Source organism: Bradyrhizobium sp. Mp27 (assembly GCF_029953005.1).
Taxonomy (GTDB): Bacteria; Pseudomonadota; Alphaproteobacteria; order Rhizobiales; family Xanthobacteraceae; genus Bradyrhizobium; species Bradyrhizobium barranii.
Genome location: NZ_JASAUS010000133.1, coordinates 1 through 21,738, shown reverse-complemented (window position 1 = coordinate 21,738; position 21,738 = coordinate 1). Strand labels below are relative to the sequence as shown.

Sequence of the window (21,738 nt, the reverse complement as noted above, 5' to 3'; positions counted from 1 at the left end):
CGGCGGCTCTTCTTCGTCATCTTCGCTCCTGATTCGCAGCAAGAATCCTCGCCGCTGTCAGGCAGAAAATCCACTCAAGCTACTGTCCGAATTTGCGGGGCCAGCTCTGTCATCGCGTCCCACCTTCTCGCCAAGCCAATGTCATAGCCGCTCACGCCTCCCGCGCATAGCTGCGCAGGCGCGCCTCCAGCACCGCCAGCATGGCATCGCGGGCCGGGTCGCGCGAACCGCGCAGCCATGCGGCGGCAAGCGGCAGCCGGCCGATGGGGCCGCTCTGCTTCGGCCGCAGCGGCACGAAGCGCACGCCCGTCACCGCCATCCGCGTGGTCCAGCGCGGCACGATCGCAACACCGAGCTTCGTTGCCACCAGATGGATGATGGTCTGCTTCTCGTCGGCGACCTGCACGATGCGCGGCGTCAGCCCGGCCTGTTCGAACAGCTTGATCGTGAGGTCATGGCTGTGCGGCCGCGAGCGGCGGTCCGGCACCAGCATCGCCTCGTCGGCGATCTGTGCCAGCGTGATCGACTTGCGCTCGGCCAACGCATGGCGCTGCGGAAACGCCACGATCGCGGTCTCCTGGAGCAGATCGCGGAATTCGAGCCGCTTGTCCGCACTGTCGGGCGGGCGGACGAAGGCGAGATCCAGCGCACCGGTCAAAATCTTCGGCAGCAGCCGAACGGTCTTGTCTTCGAGCAGCTGCACCGCGATCTCAGGATGCTTGTCGCGGAAATCGCGCAAGAGCGGTGGCAGCAATCCCGCCGCGGCGCTGTCGATGGCGCCGACCCGCAGCCGCCGCGCGGCGCCCGCGCGCGAGCGGTTGCGCAGATTGCTCTCGACCGCCTCGACCTTGGCGAGGATGGCGCGGGCATCGCGCAGCAGCGTCGAACCGTCTTCCGTCAGCGACACCGCGCGCGTGGTCCGTGCGAACAGACGCGTTCCCAGATCTTCTTCCAACAACCTGATCTGCCGGCCGAGCGCGGAGGGCAGCATCTGAAGCTGCTGCGCCGCATGGCCGAAATGCAGCTGCTCGGCCGCCGCCACGAAGCATCGCAACTGATGCAATTCCATCCAAGGTCCTCTCGTCTCCCCAGGCGAGGATTATATCATTTTTTTGTATAAACCAGCGCCAATTGAGTATGCCTCCTTCCCCCGCCTAGGCTCATGGCCGGCGTGGACCTCCAGCGGTCCGCCTCACAACAACAAACCGGAACTCGAGGAGGCCAGGGTGGCGAGCGAAATTCAGACGCGCGTGCTGCGCAAGATCACCTGGCGCATCGTTCCCTTCATCATGCTGCTGTACTTCGTGGCCTTCATCGACCGCGTCAATATCGGCTTTGCCTCGCTGACGATGAACAAGGACATCGGCCTGTCGCCCGTGGTCTATGGCTTCGGCGCCGGCATCTTCTTCTGGGGCTATTTCCTGTTCGAGGTGCCATCCAACATCATCCTGCACAAGGTCGGCGCGCGGATCTGGATCGCGCGGGTGATGATCACCTGGGGGCTGGTGTCGGCGGCGATGGCTTTCGTGCAAGGCGCGACCAGCTTCTACGTGCTGCGCTTCCTGCTTGGTGTCGCCGAAGCCGGCTTCTTTCCCGGCATCATTCTCTACCTCTCGTATTGGTTTCCGGCACGCCAGCGTGCCGCGGTGACCGCGCTGTTCATGGCGGCCGCGCCGCTCTCGACCGTGCTGGGCTCGCCGATATCAGGCGCGCTGCTGGAGATGGATGGCCATCTCGGCTTCAAGGGCTGGCAATGGCTGTTCGTGCTGGAGGCGCTGCCGGCCGTGGTGCTCGGCTTCGTCGTGCTCGGTTTCCTGACCGATCGCCCCGAGAAGGCGAAATGGCTTGCGGAGGACGAGCGGCGCTGGCTGGTCGAGACCATGAACGAGGAGACCACGAGCAAGGCCGCGACCGCGAGCCACAGCATCTGGCGCGGGCTTGCGGACCCGCGGGTGCTGGCGCTGTCGCTGATCTATTTCGGCACCTCGGCCGGCCTCTACACGCTCGGCGTCTGGGCGCCGCAGATCATCAAGCAGTTCGGCTTGTCCTCGCTTCAGGTCGGCTTCCTCAACGCCCTGCCTGCAACCGCCGCCGTCGTCGCCATGATCCTGTGGGCGCGGCATTCGGACCGCACCGGCGAGCGCACCTGGCACGTCGTATGGGCCTGCCTGATCGCCGCTGCGGGCCTCGCCTATGCCGGTCTTGCGGCCGGCGTCGTCGCCGTGCTGGTGGCGCTCGCGCTGGTGAACATCGGCATCTCCTCGGCCAAGCCGCCGCTGTGGAGCATGCCGACGCTATTCCTGTCCGGCCCCGCGGCCGCGGCAGGGATCGCCACCATCAACTCGATCGGCAATCTCGGCGGCTTCGTCGGTCCGGCCATGATCGGCTGGATCAAGGACCAGACCGGCAGTTTTGTCGGCGGACTCTATTTCGTCAGCGGCCTGCTCGTTCTCTCGGCGGTCCTGACCCTGCTATTGTCGCGCGCGCAGACCGCGCCCGTCGAACCCGTCCCGCAATCCCACTGACATCTCAAACGGAGCATCTTCATGCGCACTCATTCGATCGCAGCAATTCCGGCCGACGGCATCGGCCCCGAGGTCATCTCGGCCGGCGTCCGTGTGCTGGAGGCTCTGGCAAAACGCAGCGGCGACCTCGCCTTCAACGTCAAGACGTTCGACTGGGGCTCGGACTATTACAAGAAGCACGGCGTGATGATGCCGGCCGAGGGCCTTGCCGAGCTGAAGAAGTTCGACGCGATCTATTTCGGCGCGGTCGGTGCGCCCGACGTGCCCGACCACATCACGCTGTGGGGCCTGCGCCTGCCGATCTGCCAGGGCTTTGACCAATATGCCAATGTGCGCCCGACCAAGATCCTGCCCGGCGTCGCATCGCCGTTGCGCAATGTCGGCGTCGGTGATCTCGACTGGGTGATCGTGCGCGAGAACTCGGAAGGCGAATATGCCGGCATGGGCGGCCGTGCCCACAAGGGCCTGCCGGAAGAGGTCGGCACCGAGGTCGCGGTGTTCACCCGCGTCGGCGTCACCCGCATCATGCGCTATGCGTTCCAGCTCGCGCAGTCGCGGCCGCGTAAATTCCTGACCGTCGTGACCAAGTCGAACGCGCAGCGCCATGGCATGGTGATGTGGGACGAGATCGCCGCCGAAGTCGCGACCGAATTCCCCGATGTGACCTGGGACAAGATGCTGGTCGACGCCATGACGGTGCGCATGACGCTGCATCCGAAGAGCCTCGACACGATCGTCGCGACCAACCTCCATGCCGACATCCTCTCCGATCTTGCCGGCGCGCTCGCCGGCAGCCTCGGGGTGGCGCCGACCGGCAACATCGACCCGCAGCGCCGCTTCCCCTCGATGTTCGAGCCGATCCACGGCTCGGCGTTCGACATCACCGGCAAGGGCATCGCCAACCCGGTCGCGACCTTCTGGACCGGTGCGCAGATGCTCGAACATCTCGGCGAGAAGGACGCGGCAATACGACTGATGTCGGCGGTCGAGCGCGTCTGCGCGGCCGGCGTGCTGACGCCCGATGTCGGCGGCAAGGCGACGACGAAGGAAGTCACGGACGCCGTGATCGACGCGATCCACGGGACGAACGTCTGAGGCCAAGCTAGCGCCGCGAACGCAAGTGCGCTCCCTCGCCCCGTTCTTACGGGGAGAGGGTTGGGGTGAGGGGCTGCCTCAGCAAGGATGGTGACAGTTAGATTCGCGGAGAGTCCCCCTCACCCGGATCGCATCTGCGATGCGATCCGGCCTCTCCCCGCACGCGGGAAGAGGCGAAGAGCCCTACTTCCGCCCTTGCGGCGGCGGCGCCGGCGCCGCCATCGCGGCCACAGGCTCGGGCGGCGTCAGATGGCGCGGGACGATGATGGACTGGCCGGGGGTGAGGGTCGCGTTCTCCGCCAGCGAATTGCTCTGCGCCAGCGTCCACAGCGGCACGCGGCGGGCGGCGGCGATGCTCTCCATGGTGTCGCCCGCGCGCACCGGCACCCGCACGCCAGAGTCCCACAATTCCACCGGCGTGTTCGGCGGCACGAGATAGCGCAACGGTACCGCATCGGCCTGGCTCTGCGCGGAGATGCGCGGCAACTGCGTCACCATCTCGATGATCTGGCGATGGATGTCGTCAGACTTCTCGATGTTGATGTGCGTGACACGCGAGTTCTCCTTGAGGTCATAGCTCGCATAATGGCCGCGATAGCCGGGCACGGCCACGACGTCGCCGCCGCCGAGCACGCTGTCGGACATGAAGATGTTGATGAAGCGCTCGACATTGAGCGGCACGTCGCCGGTCGCATGCGCGGGATCGATGATGATGACGAGGCTGATCGGAATGTTCTCCTTGGCCGCCATCTCGGAGATCACGACCGAGCACAGCCCGCCCATGGAATGGCCGATCAGCACGATCGGCGCCGGCGATTCCTTGTAGCTGGAGATGGCACGATCGCCGATCCATCGGCAGATGGTGAATTCATAGACGTCGGCCGAGAAGCCGGCCTTCGTCAGCTTTTCGCTGAGCCGGTCCATGCCGGTCGAGAAGATCGGCCCCATGGCGCCACGGAACAGGTAGATTTTTGGCGGCGGCAACGGTTCGGCGGGCGGGGCAGGAGGCGGCGGCACAGCGGTCGCGACCGCGGGGCGCTTCGGCTTCGCAGGTGAGGCAACGGCCGTGCCGGTGCCTAGGGCGAGCAGCGCAACCGCTGCCAGCACGACTAGCCGCCTCAAATCGATCATCAGTCCAGCAGTCTCACCATGGGAGGCAAAGGCCTCCTCCGCGGGCTTAGTGACCACCGATTGGGTGGATTTTGGGGCACGGAACCGGGCCCGTGACGCCCGCCGGTCGAGGTTCTCATTCTGCCCCCCGTGCATCCCCGGCATCAATTGAAGGGAACCCATGGCTGGGCTTCGCAGGCGTCGAGGATCACCGAACTCTGGACTCCCTTGTAGGCGTCATCGTCGAAAAAGACCGAATAGGCCGGGTGTCTGTCAGACGGACCATAGCCCTGCCTCAGGCAGACGAAATACGACCCCGGCCCGTGGTCGGTAGGGCGGACGGCGGATGTCTCGAGTGCTCCGGTCAGCTTGACTTCGGCGGCTGCCTTCCTGACGCCCTCCTGCACCGCCTTGGCACCAGGCGGACGCGGAGGATCATAGACAGGAGGCAAATTCCCGCTCGACGCGCATCCCGCCAGCAGCAGCGTCAAGACGGCGGACAAGGCCGCCAGAGATCTGCGGCGGCCGAAGACGGACCTTCGCTGGCGGCACGCCAACTCATATCGTGAATGCATCGCTTGTCCCCGGTGCCGCGCTCGCTGCGCGCCTCATCCCTGGGTCAGGACGAGATAGAGGCAGCCGGCGACCGTGGGCAGGAACGCGACCAGGGCCGTCATCCAGAAGCCGGGCTCGAGCATCGAGTTCTGGTCATCCCTCTCGTCGACTGCACGCCGATCTGCGTTCGTCCGGCTCCACGCCTCATCGGCCGTGAACAGGGGAACGCTGCTCGCGCGCGCATCGTCGCGCGCTGCGCTCTGGCGCAAGGCGCGTTGGGAAGGGCGAGTTATTCCGGATGTCAGCATGTCATTGACTCTGATCGGCTACCAATATGTCGAGCTCGGATGTTGCGGGGCGCGCGGCCGCATCACTGTGTCAGCGCCTGCTCTGAATTCGCTCCGGGCGCAGGCGGCGGGGCCGGATTGTTGGCCGGGCTCTCCTTGGCGCCGGAATCGGTCCAGGCCGGCGGCAGGCCGAGCCCCTGCCCCGCGATGCCGGGAAACCGTCCGAACGCTTCGCAGGCGACATATTTGGGCGCACCGCCGAGCCGCACGGGAATGCTGTCCATCGGCGGCAGCGCGGGGATGCCGCCGAACGGCGACTCTCCGGTCGTAACCAGTTTTGCGAAGTCCGTGCCGAAATCGGCGGCGAGATCGTAGGCATCGCCCTCATTGGCGACCCGCGGAGAGTTCGTAATCGAGTTGGCCCCGCGCGCCCAGACCATGGCCGCCTTCTGAAATCCCGCGAAATCGCGCGCTTCCGCCTCGACCGACAGGCTGCCGAGCCCGACTGGAAGCCTCGGCACCGGTACAGGCACGCCGGGAAGCGCAACGGTCTTGGCAATCGACAGGGCTTTCGATGCGCCGGAGGCGGTCGGGCTGGTCGGCGCGGCATGCGTCACCGTCGCCTGCACCGTGAGATCGGCGTCGTCATCGGATGAGACGATACGGAAACGCTCGCTCAGGCGGAGACACAGCTCGCGGCTGATGGCGTTCGCGACCAGGCGACGTTCCTTTTCGTTCAGCACGACATCGGTGCGCGCGGGAAAGACGGTCGATGCGATCCGGATCGTCTTCGCCGCCAGCACATCCTGCTTGTTCACGCGGATTTTCGATCGCGTCACCAGCCCGTTCGCGTCCGACATCCGGTCGTAGCTCCTGAGCGAGCCGGCCTGTTCGAGCGGCGCGGTCGCACACCCTCCGAGCGCAAGCGCGGCACCCATCAGGGCCGTCCGTGGAAAGCGCATGGTCCCATTCCCGCATCGGCAGCTTATTAGAGAGATCGCTCTAATAATCACTTCTCACGCCTCGCAACATCCGTCAACATAAATAGATGGAACTCTCTAATTTTGATTTTCTCGTGGCGGACCGTCGTGCTAAACGGGGCGAGTGTGAATGGAGATGTCCGGTTTGAGGAAAGTCGACCCCGTCAAGCATGAGCAGAAGCGCGGGGAAATCCTCGGCGCGGCGATCCGCTGCTTCATCAGGGACGGCTTCCGCGGCGCCAGCACGACAGATATCTGCACCGAAGCCGGCATCAGTCCGGGCCACCTCTATCACTACTTCGCGAGCAAGGAGGCGATCATCGAGGCGATGATCGACCTCGGTCTCGTGCGGTCGGCCGAGCGGTTTGAAAAGATTCTGGCGGCCGCCGACGTGATCGAGGCGCTGCTCGTCGATATCGAGGAAACCAGCCTGCGGTTTCGTCCCGCCCAGATCCTCAATCTGGATGGTCTCGCGGAGGCCGCCCGCAATCCTGACTTCGCTGCGATCATCGAACGCCACACCGCAGCGGTCCGCCGCATGTGGAGCGACTTCCTGCGCCGGGCGCAGCAGCAGGGACGGGTGGATCCAGGGTTAGATCCGGAAGCAACGGCGAACATCCTGATCGCCCTCATCGACGGATCCCGCGCCATGCCGATCCGCAATCCCAAGCTGGATATCAAGCAGAGCGTAGAGCATCTGAGAACGATGCTCGTCCGCTTCCTGAACCCGCCCGACGCGCGGAGCGTTGCGATCAAGCCCCGCATTCAGAAGACCGGTCGTCCCCTGAAGCTGGTCAGGAAGCGATAGAGCCCGACCCTAGAGCGGCAGGAGCCGGTTCAGCAATTCCAGCAGCGCGCGCTGCTCGGCCGCGCTGAGCGGGGCCAGCATCTTTTCGTTGTAGGGCTCCGTCAGCCTTGCCCCCTCCGCAATGAGCTTTGCGCCCTTCGGCGTCAGCATCAGCTCGACGGCGCGGCGGTCCGCCTTCGAGCGGCTGCGCTTGATGAAGCCGGACGATTCGAGCTCATTCAGGATCTTGATCAGGTTCGGCAGGCGCAACCGAAGCAGGCTGGCGAGGCTGCTCGGCGGCACGCCGGGATTGTCACGAATGACGGCGAAGATCGCATAGGTCGCCGGCGTCAGGCCCAACGCGGCGAACTCCTCGTAAAAGCCTTCGAAGAACTTCAATTGCGCGAGGCGCAGCATGAACCCGGGCGTCCGCCGAAGCGCGCGCAGGTCCAGCGATTTCTCCGGCTGCTGATCGGACTTCAACCCGGGTCTTACGGTTTTCGAGCTCATGATCCTCAATCCGCGGCGGCCACAGCCGAATTGACACTCTCAAAATAGCTATAAAATATAACTATTATTTAGCGGCACCAAGACCGCCCATGGCAGGGACACAATGAACAGCAAATTCCTGCACAAATTGTGCATTTTGGCTTCGATGCTGGTTGCCGCGCCGGGCTTTGCCCAGGATGCCGTGAAGATCGGCATCCTGAACGACCAGTCCGGTCCGTTCGCGAGCTATCAGGGTATCGGCTCGGTCGTCGCCGCAAAAATGGCGGTCGAAGACTATGGCGGAAAGGCCGCCGGCAGGCCCGTCGAGGTCGTCGCGGCGGATCACCAGAACAAGACCGACATCGGGATCGGCATCGCCAGGCGCTGGTACGAGAATGACGGCGTGGACGCGATCTTCGACATCCCCAACTCCTCGATCGCGCTCGCTGTCGCCGGCATGAGCGCCGAGAAGAACAAGGTCTTCGTCGGATCGGGCGCCGGCACGGTGCTGTTGACCGGCGAAAAATGCACGCCCAACACCGTGCACTGGACCTACGACACCTATGCCTACGGGCGCGGCCTCGGCAAGGCGATCGTGCAGCAGGGCGGCAAGAAGTGGTTCTTCATCACCGCCGACTACGCGTTCGGTCACGATCTGGAGAAGCAGGCCGCGGAGGCCGTGAAAGCGTCCGGCGGCGAGGTGCTCGGCAGCGTGCGGCATCCGCTGGGAACGGCCGACTATGCTTCCTTCCTGCTTCAGGCCCAGGCTTCGGGCGCAAACGTCGTCGGCTTCGCCAATGCCGGCGACGATACCATCACCTCGATGAAGCAGGCCGCCGAGTTCGGGCTGACCAAGGACCACAAGCTGGTCGGATTGATCCTGGGGATGAACGGCCTTCCCTCACTCGGCCTGAAGTTTGCGCAGGGCGCGCAGATCATGAACCCGTTCTACTGGGATCTGAACGACGGCACGCGGGCTTTCGCCAAACGCTTCGCCGAGCGCATTCCTTCGAAGGCCTATCCCAACGACATGCAGGCCGGCGTCTATGCCTCGGTCATCCACTACCTCAAGGCGGTCGACAAGGCCGGCGGCGCCAAGGACGGCAAGGCGGTCGTCGCCGCGATGAAGGAGATGCCGACGGACGATCCGCTGTTCGGCAAGGGCTACATCCGCAAGGACGGACGCAAGATCCATCCGCTCTATTTGCTCCAGGTCAAGGCGCCCGAGGAGTCGAATTCGGCCTGGGACCTGCTGAAGGTCGTCGCCACGATCAAGGGCGAGGACGCATTCCGCTCGGAGAGCGAAGGCAAGTGTCCGCTGACCACGCAATAACGGCCGGGGGCTGACCATGAGCGGCATTGCATCCAGTCCGATCGACCCGTTCGCGCCTGACTTCCTGATGGACCCCTATCCCGCCTATGAAGCGCTGCGCGCGCTCGGGCCTGCGTTCGCGCTGGAGCGGTATGGCGTGTGGGCCATGGCAGGCTACGCCGAAGTCGAGCCGGCGCTGAAGGACTGGAAGACGTTCATCAGCGGCGAGGGTGTCGGGCTTCACGGGATGAATCCTGCGCTGCCAAAGCCGCTGACACTCCAGATCGATCCGCCCGATCACGACAAGGGCCGCCGCGTCCTCGGCCGCACCCTGTCTCCGGGCGTCGCAAGAAAGCTGCGCGAAACGTTTCAGCAGGAGGCGGAGAGGAAGGTCTCCGAGCTGATCGACAAAGGCACCTTCGATGCCGTGGCCGATCTTGCGGAAGCCTATCCCATCAAAGTGTTTCCGGATGCGATCGGCATCCGGCCTGATGGCCGCGAGAAGCTGCTGGCCTGGAGCACCTTCGTGTTCGACAGCTTTGGCCCGGAGAACGAAATGCTGGCCGCATCACGCAAGGCGGGCCTCGCGGCACAGAGCTGGATCATGGAATGCTGCGCCCGGGACGCGTTGCAGCCCGACGGGCTCGGCATGATGATCTACCAGGCCGCCGACGACGGCGAGATCACCGAGCACGAAGCTACGCACCTGGTGCGGCCGTTCCTCACCGCCGGGATCGACACCACCGTCAATGGCATCGGCAATACCCTGCTGGCACTCGCCACGCACCCGGATGAATATCGCAAGCTGCACCACAAGCCGGAGCTGGCGCGCAACGCTTTCGAGGAAGGCCTGCGCCACGACTCTCCGGTGCAGACGTTCTTTCGCACCACCTCGCGCGACGTCGAGATCGGCGGCGGCGTGATCCCCGCGCACCGCAAGGTGCTGCTGTTCATGGCCTCCGCCAATCGCGATCCGGCGCGCTGGGACAAACCCGACCGCTTCGATATCGAACGGAGCGCGACCGGGCATGTCGGCTTCGGCGCCGGCATTCACGCCTGCGTCGGCCAGATGATCGCACGTCTGGAAGGCGAATTGATCTTCGGCGAGCTCGCACGGCGCGTGAAGACCATCGAGCTTACGGCAGAGCCGAAACGCAGGCTCAACAATTCCCTGCGCGGGCTGGAGAGCATCCCGGTCCGCGTGACCGCCGCTTAGGCGGCATCACGCGGTGCTGCGGGCGCGACGCGCCCTCAGTTCCTGGCCGGCGCCGTTGCCGCCGCCGAGCGCGCCTGCCGCGGGGCCCTGGGTGCGCCGGGTTCGGCGACCGGACCCGCCGGGGCGCGCGAGCGCATGATGGCGGCGTCGATCTCGCCGATGACGCGGCGCTGGATCGCCTCGCTCTTGTCGATCGAGATGTGGCCAACGCCGGTGCCGCGGACGTCGACATTGTCGAGCTTGCCGCGCAGACCAGCCGCAGCGCGCACAGGCTCGCCGGGACCGTCGCCGATATAGATGTTGATGTAGCGTTCGGCGCCGGTCGACAGCCTGGTCTTGAATACGGAATCAAGGCCGATCGCGAGCTTCACGGGCACGCCGAGCTGGTTGAGCTTGGCGATCATGTCCGGCAGCGCGGTCGCGCCCGAGGAATGGCCGACCAGGACAATGGTCTTGACGCGACCGGCCCTGTAGTCGGCCGCGGCCTCATCAGCGAGCGAGGACCAGGACACGAAGTTCGCGACGGTCACCTGGATGCCCTGCGCCTGGAGGCGGGAGCCGATCGTGTCGAGGCCGAGCGAGAAGATGTTGAGCACGCCGCGGAGGAGGTAGACATGGGTGGTCGCGGCTGCGGACTGGCTCGGCGCCGCCCTGGCGGTGGTCGGGCTGATGGCAACAGCTGACAGCAGGATCAGGCAGATCGCCCACACACGGAGGGCGGGCAACTGGCTGGCGCCGGCGGTGTGACGGCCGTTCGGTCTCATCTCGATGTTTCCCTGGGGACAATACGCTTTGCGATCGGCCGGAATCGTAGCCACGGCCCGCTCGCAGACGCAACAAAGAGGCGCGTGAGCGGCAATCTTAGCCACAAGCCGTGACCATCGCGCAACACTTGCGCGGAACCTGCCACCGAAGGGCCTGTTTTGAGACCATTTTTCTCCGGCCAATTGCGGCCGGGCAAGTGCATTCCTATTTCAGGGCTCCGCTGACCTCCTCCCGGACGGTTCCAGCCTCCCCTCCCCAGTCTTTACCTTTCAGCCCTGCGGCCATCATGTCCTCCATCATTTCCGTCGCCAATTTGTCGAAGACCTATGGGTCCGGCTTCAAGGCGCTCAAGAACGTCAATCTCGACATCAAGCGCGGCGAGATTTTTGCGCTGCTCGGCCCCAACGGCGCCGGCAAGACCACGCTGATCTCGATCATCTGCGGCATCGCCAACCCGAGCGAAGGCACGGTCCTCGTCGGCGGCGAGAACATCCAGACCTCGTACCGCAAGGCCCGCTCGCTGATCGGCCTCGTGCCCCAGGAATTGCACACTGACGCCTTCGAGAGCGTGTGGGCGACGGTGAGCTTCTCCCGCGGCCTGTTCGGCAAGCCGAAGAACCCCGCCCATATCGAGAAGGTGCTGAAGGACCTCTCGCTCTGGGACAAGAAGGACAACAAGATCATCACGCTCTCCGGCGGCATGAAGCGCCGCGTGATGATCGCGAAGGCGCTGTCGCACGAGCCGCAGATCCTGTTCCTGGACGAGCCGACCGCCGGCGTCGACGTCGAGCTGCGCAAGGGCATGTGGGAGGTGGTGCGCACGCTGCAGCAATCCGGCGTCACCATCATCCTGACCACGCATTACATCGAGGAAGCCGAGGAGATGGCCGACCGCATCGGCGTCATCAACAAGGGCGAGATCGTGCTGGTCGAGGACAAGGCGACGTTGATGGAGAAGCTCGGCAAGAAGCGGTTGACGCTGCATCTGCAGGGCAAGGTCACGACGCTGCCGGACAGCCTCAGCCATTACGAGCTCGACGTCTGCGACGGCGGCGCGACGCTCGTCTACGACTACGACACCAAGGGCGAGCGCACCGGCATCACCAGCCTGCTCAGCGACCTCCGCAACGCCGGCATCCGCTTCAACGATCTCGACACGACGCAATCGTCGCTCGAGGACATCTTCGTCGACCTCGTGAGGACGTCATGAACCATCGCGCCATCCGCGCCATCTATCTGTTCGAAATGGCGCGCACCTGGCGTACGCTGCTGCAAAGCATCGTCTCGCCTGTCGTCTCGACCTCGCTCTATTTCGTGGTGTTCGGTGCCGCGATCGGCTCGCGCATCAGCCAGGTCGAGGGCGTCAGCTACGGCACCTTCATCGTGCCGGGCCTGATCATGCTGTCGGTGCTGACGCAGAGCATCGCCAACGCTTCCTTCGGCATCTACTTCCCGAAATTCACCGGCACGATCTACGAAATCCTGTCGGCGCCGATCTCCTATGGCGAGATCGTGCTCGGCTATGTCGGCGCCGCCGCGACCAAGTCGATCATTTTGGGCCTCATCATCCTGGCGACAGCCGGCCTGTTCGTGCCGCTGCACATCCATCATCCGGTGTGGATGCTGACCTTCCTGGTGCTGACGGCGGTGACGTTCAGCCTGTTCGGCTTCATCATCGGCATCTGGGCCGACGGCTTCGAAAAGCTCCAGATGATCCCGATGCTGGTGGTGACGCCGCTGACCTTCCTCGGCGGCAGCTTCTATTCCATCGACATGCTGCCGGCAGGCTGGCGCACCGTGGCGCTGCTGAACCCGGTGGTCTATCTGATCTCCGGCTTCCGCTGGAGCTTCTACGAGATCGCGGATGTCAGCGTGTCCGTCAGCATCTGCATGACGACGGCGTTCCTGGTGATCTGCCTCGCCGTGATCTGGTGGATTTTCCGCACCGGCTACCGGCTGAAGAACTGACCGCAGATCCGTAGCCCGGATGGAGCGCAGCGAAATCCGGGACGAGCGTCACCTCACGCACCAGCGCCCCGGATTGCGCTTCGCTCCATCCGGGCTACGGCGCTACCTCACCTGTAGCAGTGGAAGCGATGGTAACCGTCATAGTAGCCGCGGCAGCGGTAATGGCGGTGATGCGGAATTCCGAACACGCCCTCCACCGCACCCACGGCCCCGCCGACACCGGCGCCGACCGCGCCGCCGACTACGCCACCGACAGGCCCGGCAATCCGGTTGCCTTCATAAGAGCCTTCCTGGGCGCCGCGCACGATGCCCTGGGCGTGGCCGGCTTGCGGCAGCGACAACAGCGCGAGCAGGATGGCGGTGGCTGCGAACAGCAGGCGGAGGGGCAAACCGGCCGGCAATTGCACGGCGGCGATACGGGCTTTGTTCATCTTCGGTCCCAAGGGAATTAAAGGGGAAAGGGCAGCGGAAGCCGCCCGTCGAGGGCAGCCACGATCAACGCCTGAAGCGGCCGAATGGTTGCGCCTTTGTGACGAATTGTCGGCGTTGTGACTGCTCGGCATGCTCGCGAAAATGTCAGCGCCGCCGCCAGCCACGCGGCACAAAGCGGCCTTGCTTACGCCCGGCATCGCGTTAACGATGGACGGGCAGCCCGCTGGAACGACAGCCGGATTGCAGGCATATTGCACGCCGGGGGACGGAGAGCCGCGGCGCCTAGCGTGAACAGGCCGGAGGCCAGAACTCAAATGCGTTTCCAGATGCGTTCCTTTTTCATCGCTTTTTCCTCATTGATGTTTTTGAGCGCGGGCGCCGCGCAAGCCAAGGTCGAGATCACCGTCGACAAGGACAATCAGCAGATGACCGTCGCCGTCGACGGCGTCGCGCGCTATCACTGGCCGGTGTCAACCGGCATCCCCTCGCGCGAAACGCCGGGCGGCGCCTTCCGCGCCTTCCGCATGGAAGAGGATCACTACTCCAAGGAATTCGACGACGCGCCGATGCCGCACGCGATCTTCTTCACCAAGGTCGGGCACGCGATCCACGGTACCGACTCGGTCAGCCGCCTCGGCTCGCCGGCGTCGCACGGCTGCGTGCGACTGTCGCGCCAGAATGCCTCGACGCTCTATGCGCTGGTGCAGCAGCAGGGCGTGCTCAACACCACGGTGACGCTGACCGGCTCGGCCCAGGTGGCTCTGGCCCGCAATCCGCGCGGCCGCAACCCCACAGCAGTGGCCCGCGCGCCGCAGCCGGCAGAAGAGCAGTACGCCACCTCAGGCGATCCCGTGAATCTCGCACCGCCTGCGCAGCCTGCCCGCCGCTACATGCCGCAGGACGACAATTACATCTATCCGGCCGACGGCAGCGACACCGGCACGCGCTATCCCGCGCCGCGCTCGGCCAGCCGCCCGCTGTATGACGCACAGGTTTATCAACAGCAGCAGCCGCAGCAGTACTACAACCAAGGCTACGGCCAGCAGGGCTATTATCAGCCTCAGCCCCGGCAATACTATCAGCCGCGCGGTTACTATCAGAACTGACGCTACCGAAACGCGGCGTTGCCGCGTTCGACGATCTTTCGCGCAGCATCGACGAAGGCGCGCGCGACCGGCTCGAGGATCTCGGGCCCGGTCGCGGCGAGATCGTCCGACGGCGTATGAAACGTCCGATGGCGCCCAGCCATGCCGAGGAAATTGGCGTAGCCCGCCGCATGCACATCGCGCAGCTCACCGACCGCCTGCTTCTCCGTCACCAGACGCTTGGCCTCGACCTTTGCAAATGTCTCGTCGGTCAGCGCGACGGCGGATTTGCTCAACACGAGATAACGCTCTTGCTCGGGCCGATCGGTGCGGGCGCCTTCCGCGAAGGCATAGCAGGCGTTCGACGAACCGAAATGAATCCACGCCAGCGTATCCTTCGGTGCTGGCGCTCCGTGCTTCAGAAACAGCTCCATGCCGCCATGGCCGATCTCGTGGCCGGCGGTGGCGATGAAAACAAGATGCGCCGGCCATTTCTCGGCGGCGACGGTGCGCGCCAGCGCGAGAAAGTTGGCGATGCCGGGGCCGCGCTCGCAGACGCACGAGTACCAGCCGGTCATCGGCGTCGAGACGACGATGACTGGCCCACGGCCGGCCCCGATCTCGGCGATGACGTTGCGGCCAACAACATCGCGCTCGTAATGGCCCTTGACGTCGAAGGTGACAGGCGCGCCTGAGGCGAGCGCGCGCTCGAACACCGCTCGCGACGCCGCGCCGACCACGATCACCGGCACCGGCCAGGGCGCATCCTCCTGCGTGACGTTATAGGCGAAGCGGTCGTCGGCGGGATTGCCGATCGTCAGCAGGATGGCCGCCGGCTTCCTTGCCGCGGCTTCCGCGATCGCCGCACGATGGGTCGGCCCCAGATAGGCGCCGCGATCGAACGGCAGATCGAGCAGAAGGATCTTGCCGGTGACATCGCCATCGCGCGCGAGCGGCGCGGCGAGATGGAAGCTGGCCTTGTCCTCCGGCGGCCACCAGAATGGCGTCGCCTCGACAGAGATGCCGGCGGCTTCGGCGCTGGCCCGCTCGACGACATATTGCCGCCCGAGCACGACGGGCTGGAAGCTGATTTCGAAACCCGCCTGCTTCATCTCGCCGGCGATCCAGTCGGCCGTCGCGCGATCGCCCGCAGAGCCGAAGCGGTGCAGACCGAAGGATGCATAGCGCGCCACATCTTCATAGAGGCTCGCACCCGAAAGCACATCCTTGGCCATCGCCTGTCCGACCATGAGAACCGCCATCGTTGCGATGAAGATAAGCCGCATGTGAATGGCTCCCTGAACCGATGCTCTTTTTGAGAGCCAGTTTCCGCCTTCCCCGGCCGCCGTCAAGCACCTGTCGGCCGCGAAGCTTGACGAACCGGGCGAAGATTTCATAAGCTCCTCCTTTCACCTGGGCTGCGAACCTCGATGCCGTCACGTGCCGCGACAATCCTGATCGTGCTCTCGGTTCTCACTGCGGGACAAGCCATGGCCTTTGATCTCGAAGCGCATCGCGGCGGGCGCGCGCTGTTGCCGGAAAACACCCTGCCGGCCTTCGCCAACGCGCTGTCGATGGGCGTGGACACGCTGGAGCTCGACGTCGGCGTGACCGCGGATGGCGAGGTCGTCGTGTCGCATGAACGCGGGCTCAATCCCGACCTCGCGCGCGATGCAGGCGGCGCCTATGTCGCCGCGCCCGGCACACCGTTCGTGAAGCTGCGGCTCGAAGAGGTCAGGGCCTATGACGTCGGCCAGATCCGCCCCGACAGTTCCTACGCGAAGCAATTCCCCGACCAGCGGGCCGTGCCGGGGACACGCATTCCCACCCTGGGCGAGCTGTTCGCGCTGGTACGCAAGGCCGGCAACACGCGCGTGCGTTTCAATATCGAGACCAAGATCGATCCAAACCATCCGGACGAGTCACTCGATCCACGAGGCTTTGTCGCAAAGCTGCTCGGGCTGATCGAGGCCGAGGGATTTGCCGATCGCGTCATGATCCAGTCGTTCGACTGGCGGACCCTGCTGCTCGTTCAGCAACAGGCGCCCAACATTCCGACGGTGTATTTGACGCTGCAGCGCGGCTCGGGCCAGACGGTGGCGGTGGACAAGGCGACGAACTGGACGGCGGGTTTCAGCCCGGCCGACCACGGCGGCTCGCTGCCGCGGATGATCAAGGCTGCGGGCGGCGCGGTCTGGTCGCCCTATTTCGGCGACGTGACCGAAGCGGTCGTCTCGGAGGCACACACGCTCGGACTGCGCATCGTGGTCTGGACCGTCAACAAGCGCGAGGACATGGCGCGCATGATCGAGCTCGGCGTCGACGGCGTCATCTCGGACAGGCCGGACCTGCTGCGGCAAGTCGCGGGCGAGAAGGGAATCGCATTGCCGGCGGGAACGCCGGTCGAGCCGTAGAAGCCTTCCCCTTATAGCCCGGATGGAGCGCAGCGAAATCCGGGAGCAGTGTCGCCACGCGGAAGCGCCCCCGGATTGCGCTTCGCTCCATCCGGGCTACGAAGACGTCCCTACTCCCCGTCCCTCAACCGCCGATACAACGCGCCCAGGATGTTCGAATAGTCGTCGGTCCAGACCCGTACCCGATCGTCGGCTTCGGTCTGCTCCCATGACTTGGAGGAGGCGAGCCGACCGACGTCGGCGTCCTCGCGCGCGGAGATGACGACGTCGGTCGAGAAGATGTAGTCCCCGTCGCGTCCGGAGTCCTCGTTGAAGACCCAGCTCTTCAGATCGTTGGCATCGGCGATGCCGACCACGACGGTCTCGAGATCGAGGTGCCGGTTGGAGACGTGCATCACCACGGCGCCGTGCGGCGCCAGCTTGTCCTTGTAGATGTTCATCGCCTCTTCGGTGGCGAGATGAATCGGAATCGCATCCGACGAATAGGCGTCGACGATGATCAGGTCATAAGCGCCGTCGGGCTCTTTCGCGAAGGTGAGGCGAGCATCGCCGATCACCGGCTTCAGGCCCGGCATGCAGCTCGATATGTAGCGAAAGTTCTTCGGGTCGCTCGCCGCGTCGACCATCGACTGGTCGATCTCGAAGAAGGTCCAGCTTTCGCCGGGCTCGGCGGCGCAGGCGAGCGTGCCCGATCCGACGCCGATTGCGGCGACCTTCAGCGGCGCGCCCTTGCGCTCGCGGATCGCGGTGATGGCCTGCCCGATGCCGCCGTCCTTGTGGTAGTAGGTGATCGGCTCGGGCCGGCCGACGACCGGCGTGCCGTCATTGTTGCGGAAGCGCTCGGCGCCGTGGATCGTGGTGCCGTGCATCAGCACCTGGAAATAGCCGCCGGGCGTCACCACGATCTTGTGCACGCCGAAGAAGCTGCGCACCGTCGTGACGCGGCCTTCGTCCGCCGGATAGACGCGGATCAGCGCCAGCGCGAGCGCGGCGGTAGCGAAGATCTTCCAGCGGCTGGCGTTGAGCACGAGCGCCAGAAGTGCCGCGAGCACGCCGACAGCCCCCGCGACCCAGACGCGATGATCCTCGAACCAGGTCGAGAGATCGCCGGTCATGTAAGACGGCGCGACCAGCGCCACTGCGAGCACGGCGAGTGCCAGCCAGTACCATCTGACGATGCCCGCCAGCCGCTCGTTCGCCCGCGGCCGGCACAGCGCGGCGAGAGCGACCAGGATCGGGTATTCGGCGATCCAGGAGAAGGTGAACGGAGCAACGAGGCCGGCGAAGAGCCCGCCGACCATGCCGCCGAACGACAGCGCGACATAGAAGCCCGTGAGATATTTGGCGGCCGGCCGTGTCCGCGCCAGCTCGCCATGGCAGGCCATGGCGATGACGAAGAAGCACAATTGGTGGCCGCCGAGGGTCAACAGGAGATTCTGTTCGCCGCCGAAGGCCAGCAGGACGATGACGCCCGCGATCGCGACCGGCTGGAGCATCAGCATCCATTTGTGCGGCAGCAGCGGCCGCGACTGGAACACCACCACCCAGGTGAGCAGATACAGCGACAGCGGCAGCACCCAGAGCAACGGCGCCGCCGCGACGTCGGTCGAGATGTGCGCCGTGACGGCGATCAGCAGGCCGGACGGCACCGCGGCGAGGAAGATCCAGCGCAGCCGCGTCACGATGCCTGGCGCCGGCGCATTGACGTCCTCGGTCTTTGCGTCGACCACGGCCAGCTTCGGCGAACGCAGCAGCAGCACGCCGCAGGCGGCGATCAGGAGGATCAGGAGGCCATAGCCAAGGGTCCAGAACCGGTTCTGCGTGTGCAGCGTGAAAATCGGCTCCAGCAGGAACGGATAGGACAACAGCGCGAGGAAGCTGCCGATGTTGGAGGACGCATAGAGGAAATAGGGATCGTGTCCGGCAGGATGGCCGGTGCGGACGAACCAGGCCTGCAGCAGCGGATTGTTGGCTGCGAGCGCGAAGAACGGCAGGCCGATCGAGACCACGAACAGGCCGAGCAGCCAGAACGCATAGCCGGAGGCCGGTGGCTCACCATAGGCGGTGGCGATGCCGAGCGGCAGCGTGGCGAAGGCTGCAATCAGCAAAACCAGATGCACCGCGACCGGAACGATGCGATTCCTGATCTGCATCAGGAGATGCGCATAGGCATAGCCCGCCAGCAGCAGCGACTGGAAGAACACCATCGCCACCGACCACACCGCCGGCGAGCCGCCGAGCCGCGGCAGCACCATCTTGGCGAACAGCGGCTGCACCGAGAACAGCAGCAGCGCGCTGACGAAGATCGCGGCGGTGTAGACCGTCAGCAGCAGCCGGTTGCGCGACGAGGACGGCTGCTCCGTGGCGGCGGGTTGCACGATCGAATCCATGGAAGCTCCGGCTTAAACCCCGGCGGGCGCCGGACGCGCGCAATGGAGCACAAGGTGCATGAACGGGCAATAAAGGGTCTCGTGATGTTGCAGCGACGATTGCTTGATATACAGATGTCATTCCGGGTCTGGTCCTTCGGACCATCCCTGAATGACCGCGGAACATTCTGAACCCTTCATGAGCGAAACCGACGTCATCATCATCGGCGCTGGCCATAACGGCCTCACCTGCGCGGCCTATCTCGCGATGGCGGGCCTGCGCGTGCGCGTCGTCGAGCGCCGCAAGGTGGTCGGCGGGGCCGCGGTCACGGAGGAGTTTCACCCCGGATTCCGCAACTCGGTCGCGGCCTACACGGTGAGCCTGCTCAATCCGCAGGTGATCTGCGACTTGGGGCTCACTGAACAGGGCCTGCGGATCGTCGAGCGGCGCGCCCAGAATTTTCTGCCCGCGCCCGACGGCAGCTATCTGCTCACCGGCGAGGGGCGGACGAAGGAGTCCGTCGCGCGGCTGAGCGCGCGCGACGCAAGCGCGCTGGACGAGTTCTCGCGCGAGCTGGAAGACATCGCCGACGTGCTGCGGCAGTTCGTGCTGCGTGCGCCGCCGAACCTGCTCGACGGTTTTGGCACGAACGCGATCCGCGAAGCGGTGAACGCGATCCAGAGTGCCAACATCCTGCGCGGGTTGACGCTGGAGCAAAGCCGCAGCCTGCTCGATCTCTTCACCCGCTCGGCCGGCGAGATGCTGGACGAGCGCTTCGAGCACGATCTGGTCAAGGCGCTGTTTGGCTTCGATGCCATCGTCGGCAATTACGCCAGTCCGTACGCGGCGGGCTCGGCCTATGTGATGCTGCACCACGCCTTCGGCGAGGTGAATGGCAAGAAGGGCGTCTGGGGCCACGCCATCGGCGGCATGGGCGCGATCACGCAGGCGATGGCGCGCGCCGCGCAGGGCCGCGGTGTCACGATCGACACGGCTGCGGGCGTGCGCGAGATCATCGTCGAGCGCGACCGCGCGGTGGGCGTAGTGCTGGAGAACGGCACGTCCATCCGCGCAAAATATGTCGCGGCCAACGTCAATCCAAAGCTGCTCTATACGCGGCTGGTCGCGGCCGACGCGCTGCCCCCGGACTTCCTCGCGCGCATCCGGCACTGGAAGAACGGCTCCGGCACCTTCCGCATGAATGTGGCGCTCGACCGCCTGCCCTCCTTCACCGCGCTCCCGGGCGACGGCGATCACCTCTCCTCCGGCATCATCCTGGCGCCAAGCCTCGGCTACATGGACCGCGCCTATCTCGACGCGCGCGCGCTAGGCTGGAGCCGGGAGCCTGTCGTCGAAATGCTGATCCCCTCCACGCTCGACGACACGCTCGCACCGGCGGGCAAACACGTCGCGAGCCTGTTCTGCCAACACGTCGCGCCCGAACTGCCCGACGGAAAGTCCTGGGACGACCATCGCGAGGAGGTCGCCGATCTCATGATCGCGACGGTGGACAAATACGCACCCGGCTTTGCGGCAAGCGTGCTCGGCCGCCAGATCCTCTCCCCGCTCGACCTCGAACGGCAATTCGGCCTGCTGGGAGGCGACATCTTCCACGGCGCGCTGACGCTGAACCAGCTGTTCTCGGCGCGGCCGATGCTGGGCCATGCCGACTATCGCGGGCCCCTGAAGGGCCTCTATCATTGCGGTTCCGGCGCCCACCCCGGCGGCGGCGTCACCGGCGCGCCCGGCCACAACGCCGCGCAGGCGATCTTGAGGGATCACCGCTCGCTGTTCGGAAGCCGTGGATAGGTCTGTGGAAAGAGCTGTGGACAGGCTGTTGGCAAGGGTGTTGGCAACGCTGTGAGAAAGCAGTGGGTCGCCTGCGCGCGGCAGGCCCGGCGCGCCCCGTACAAGGCGGTGGAAAAGCTGGGGACGAGTGGCGGGATAAGCCCTTGGACAACTTTGGGGAAACGGATGGAGGGCCTGTGGGCATTCCGGTGCCCCCAAAACGACCTCGCCCGCCGGGGGCAACTCCCCGTGTGGGCGATCGTCAGGTAACAGCCTCTAAAGAAAAACAGCCCCCGCCAGGAAATGGGAGGCGGAAATTACTTCAAGGAACTGCTAATCGAACCGAACTTCTCGTTCATGCTGGTGCCCAGGCTGTTCACCACGGTGATGATCGCCAGCGCGATGCCCGCTGCGATCAGGCCGTATTCGATCGCGGTTGCACCGGATTCTGTCAATCGGCTTGCAAATTTGACCCTTCATCGGCGTCCAATTTTGACCCCTTTCCGCGGCGGGGTTTGCTGGTAGCGCTGGTCTCGTCGGAGCTGGCCGGGATAGCGGAG

General features: G+C 65.2%; 21 protein-coding genes and 1 pseudogene. 10 read left to right on the top strand and 12 right to left on the bottom strand.

Annotated features, from left to right (window positions below; all coding sequences use genetic code 11):
• Nucleotides 1–151: 151 nt before the first annotated feature.
• Nucleotides 152–1,069: a LysR family transcriptional regulator gene (locus tag QJT78_RS39680; protein ID WP_028147653.1), complete on the bottom strand. Its 918-nt coding sequence runs from the start codon at nt 1,067–1,069 to the stop codon at nt 152–154.
• Nucleotides 1,070–1,226: 157 nt separating this feature from the next.
• Between QJT78_RS39680 and QJT78_RS39675 the strand changes: the two genes are divergently transcribed.
• Together QJT78_RS39675 and QJT78_RS39670 are read left to right on the top strand one after the other, a co-directional pair.
• Nucleotides 1,227–2,525 (top strand): MFS transporter, encoded by a 1,299-nt coding sequence (locus tag QJT78_RS39675; RefSeq protein ID WP_028147652.1) that lies wholly within the window; start codon nt 1,227–1,229, stop codon nt 2,523–2,525.
• 21 nt (nt 2,526–2,546) lie between these two features.
• Nucleotides 2,547–3,620: a tartrate dehydrogenase gene (locus tag QJT78_RS39670; RefSeq protein WP_014492991.1), complete on the top strand. Its 1,074-nt coding sequence runs from the start codon at nt 2,547–2,549 to the stop codon at nt 3,618–3,620.
• A gap of 183 nt (nt 3,621–3,803) precedes the next feature.
• Here the strand turns inward: QJT78_RS39670 and QJT78_RS39665 are convergent, their stop codons facing one another.
• From QJT78_RS39665 to QJT78_RS39650, 4 genes are all read right to left on the bottom strand, one after another.
• A complete protein-coding gene (locus QJT78_RS39665) occupies nt 3,804–4,751 on the bottom strand; it encodes a LysM peptidoglycan-binding domain-containing protein (protein ID WP_028147651.1) in 948 nt (315 codons plus the stop codon).
• Between the two features lie 143 nt (nt 4,752–4,894).
• The gene (locus QJT78_RS39660; protein WP_244433253.1) at nt 4,895–5,221 is read right to left on the bottom strand and encodes a hypothetical protein; all 327 of its coding nucleotides are present in this window, start codon (nt 5,219–5,221) and stop codon (nt 4,895–4,897) included.
• A 117-nt stretch (nt 5,222–5,338) separates the two neighbouring features.
• Nucleotides 5,339–5,593, bottom strand: a complete 255-nt coding sequence (locus tag QJT78_RS39655) for a hypothetical protein (RefSeq protein WP_028147649.1) — start codon at nt 5,591–5,593, stop codon at nt 5,339–5,341.
• A gap of 62 nt (nt 5,594–5,655) precedes the next feature.
• Nucleotides 5,656–6,510 (bottom strand): DUF3313 domain-containing protein, encoded by an 855-nt coding sequence (locus QJT78_RS39650; RefSeq protein WP_028147648.1) that lies wholly within the window; start codon nt 6,508–6,510, stop codon nt 5,656–5,658.
• A gap of 178 nt (nt 6,511–6,688) precedes the next feature.
• Here QJT78_RS39650 and QJT78_RS39645 point away from each other — a divergent pair, with 178 nt between their 5' ends.
• Nucleotides 6,689–7,360: a TetR/AcrR family transcriptional regulator gene (locus QJT78_RS39645; protein ID WP_240537513.1), complete on the top strand. Its 672-nt coding sequence runs from the start codon at nt 6,689–6,691 to the stop codon at nt 7,358–7,360.
• Between the two features lie 9 nt (nt 7,361–7,369).
• On the opposite strand, the gene QJT78_RS39640 is transcribed toward QJT78_RS39645, so the two are convergent.
• Nucleotides 7,370–7,849, bottom strand: coding sequence for a MarR family transcriptional regulator (locus QJT78_RS39640; RefSeq protein WP_028147646.1), 480 nt, complete (start codon nt 7,847–7,849; stop codon nt 7,370–7,372).
• Nucleotides 7,850–7,952: 103 nt separating this feature from the next.
• Between QJT78_RS39640 and QJT78_RS39635 the strand changes: the two genes are divergently transcribed.
• Nucleotides 7,953–9,161: an ABC transporter substrate-binding protein gene (locus QJT78_RS39635; RefSeq protein WP_028147645.1), complete on the top strand. Its 1,209-nt coding sequence runs from the start codon at nt 7,953–7,955 to the stop codon at nt 9,159–9,161.
• A 16-nt stretch (nt 9,162–9,177) separates the two neighbouring features.
• Nucleotides 9,178–10,356: a cytochrome P450 gene (locus QJT78_RS39630; protein WP_038942413.1), complete on the top strand. Its 1,179-nt coding sequence runs from the start codon at nt 9,178–9,180 to the stop codon at nt 10,354–10,356.
• 35 nt (nt 10,357–10,391) lie between these two features.
• Here QJT78_RS39630 and QJT78_RS39625 read toward each other — a convergent pair whose 3' ends face one another.
• On the bottom strand, nt 10,392–11,120 hold the full coding sequence (locus QJT78_RS39625) for a hypothetical protein (protein ID WP_028147644.1): 729 nt from the start codon (nt 11,118–11,120) through the stop codon (nt 10,392–10,394).
• A 287-nt stretch (nt 11,121–11,407) separates the two neighbouring features.
• Between QJT78_RS39625 and QJT78_RS39620 the strand changes: the two genes are divergently transcribed.
• Together QJT78_RS39620 and QJT78_RS39615 are read left to right on the top strand one after the other, a co-directional pair.
• Nucleotides 11,408–12,331, top strand: coding sequence for an ABC transporter ATP-binding protein (locus QJT78_RS39620; RefSeq protein ID WP_028147643.1), 924 nt, complete (start codon nt 11,408–11,410; stop codon nt 12,329–12,331).
• Nucleotides 12,328–13,089, top strand: a complete 762-nt coding sequence (locus tag QJT78_RS39615; RefSeq protein ID WP_028147642.1) for an ABC transporter permease — start codon at nt 12,328–12,330, stop codon at nt 13,087–13,089. The genes QJT78_RS39620 and QJT78_RS39615 overlap by 4 nt, the downstream gene beginning before the upstream one ends.
• Before the next feature lie 107 nt (nt 13,090–13,196).
• On the opposite strand, the gene QJT78_RS39610 is transcribed toward QJT78_RS39615, so the two are convergent.
• The gene (locus QJT78_RS39610) at nt 13,197–13,520 is read right to left on the bottom strand and encodes a hypothetical protein (RefSeq protein ID WP_038942414.1); all 324 of its coding nucleotides are present in this window, start codon (nt 13,518–13,520) and stop codon (nt 13,197–13,199) included.
• Nucleotides 13,521–13,835: 315 nt separating this feature from the next.
• Here QJT78_RS39610 and QJT78_RS39605 point away from each other — a divergent pair, with 315 nt between their 5' ends.
• Nucleotides 13,836–14,627 carry a L,D-transpeptidase gene (locus tag QJT78_RS39605; protein ID WP_028147640.1) on the top strand — a complete coding sequence of 264 codons (792 nt, stop codon included), beginning with the start codon at nt 13,836–13,838 and terminating at the stop codon, nt 14,625–14,627.
• A 2-nt stretch (nt 14,628–14,629) separates the two neighbouring features.
• On the opposite strand, the gene QJT78_RS39600 is transcribed toward QJT78_RS39605, so the two are convergent.
• Nucleotides 14,630–15,892 (bottom strand): hypothetical protein, encoded by a 1,263-nt coding sequence (locus QJT78_RS39600; RefSeq protein ID WP_028147639.1) that lies wholly within the window; start codon nt 15,890–15,892, stop codon nt 14,630–14,632.
• 144 nt (nt 15,893–16,036) lie between these two features.
• Between QJT78_RS39600 and QJT78_RS39595 the strand changes: the two genes are divergently transcribed.
• Nucleotides 16,037–17,020, top strand: a complete 984-nt coding sequence (locus QJT78_RS39595; protein WP_028147638.1) for a glycerophosphodiester phosphodiesterase — start codon at nt 16,037–16,039, stop codon at nt 17,018–17,020.
• A 110-nt stretch (nt 17,021–17,130) separates the two neighbouring features.
• On the opposite strand, the gene QJT78_RS39590 is transcribed toward QJT78_RS39595, so the two are convergent.
• Entirely contained in the window at nt 17,131–19,410 is a 2,280-nt protein-coding gene (locus QJT78_RS39590) for a fused MFS/spermidine synthase (protein ID WP_281460528.1), read from the bottom strand.
• 178 nt (nt 19,411–19,588) lie between these two features.
• Between QJT78_RS39590 and QJT78_RS39585 the strand changes: the two genes are divergently transcribed.
• A complete protein-coding gene (locus QJT78_RS39585) occupies nt 19,589–21,199 on the top strand; it encodes an NAD(P)/FAD-dependent oxidoreductase (RefSeq protein WP_028147636.1) in 1,611 nt (536 codons plus the stop codon).
• Nucleotides 21,200–21,495: 296 nt separating this feature from the next.
• On the opposite strand, the gene QJT78_RS39580 is transcribed toward QJT78_RS39585, so the two are convergent.
• Together QJT78_RS39580 and QJT78_RS53265 are read right to left on the bottom strand one after the other, a co-directional pair.
• Nucleotides 21,496–21,633 carry a Flp family type IVb pilin gene (locus QJT78_RS39580; RefSeq protein ID WP_281460527.1) on the bottom strand — a complete coding sequence of 46 codons (138 nt, stop codon included), beginning with the start codon at nt 21,631–21,633 and terminating at the stop codon, nt 21,496–21,498.
• Nucleotides 21,630–21,738: pseudogene (locus tag QJT78_RS53265) on the bottom strand (IS21-like element helper ATPase IstB); the annotation flags it as partial. The gene QJT78_RS39580 and the pseudogene QJT78_RS53265, both read right to left, overlap by 4 nt.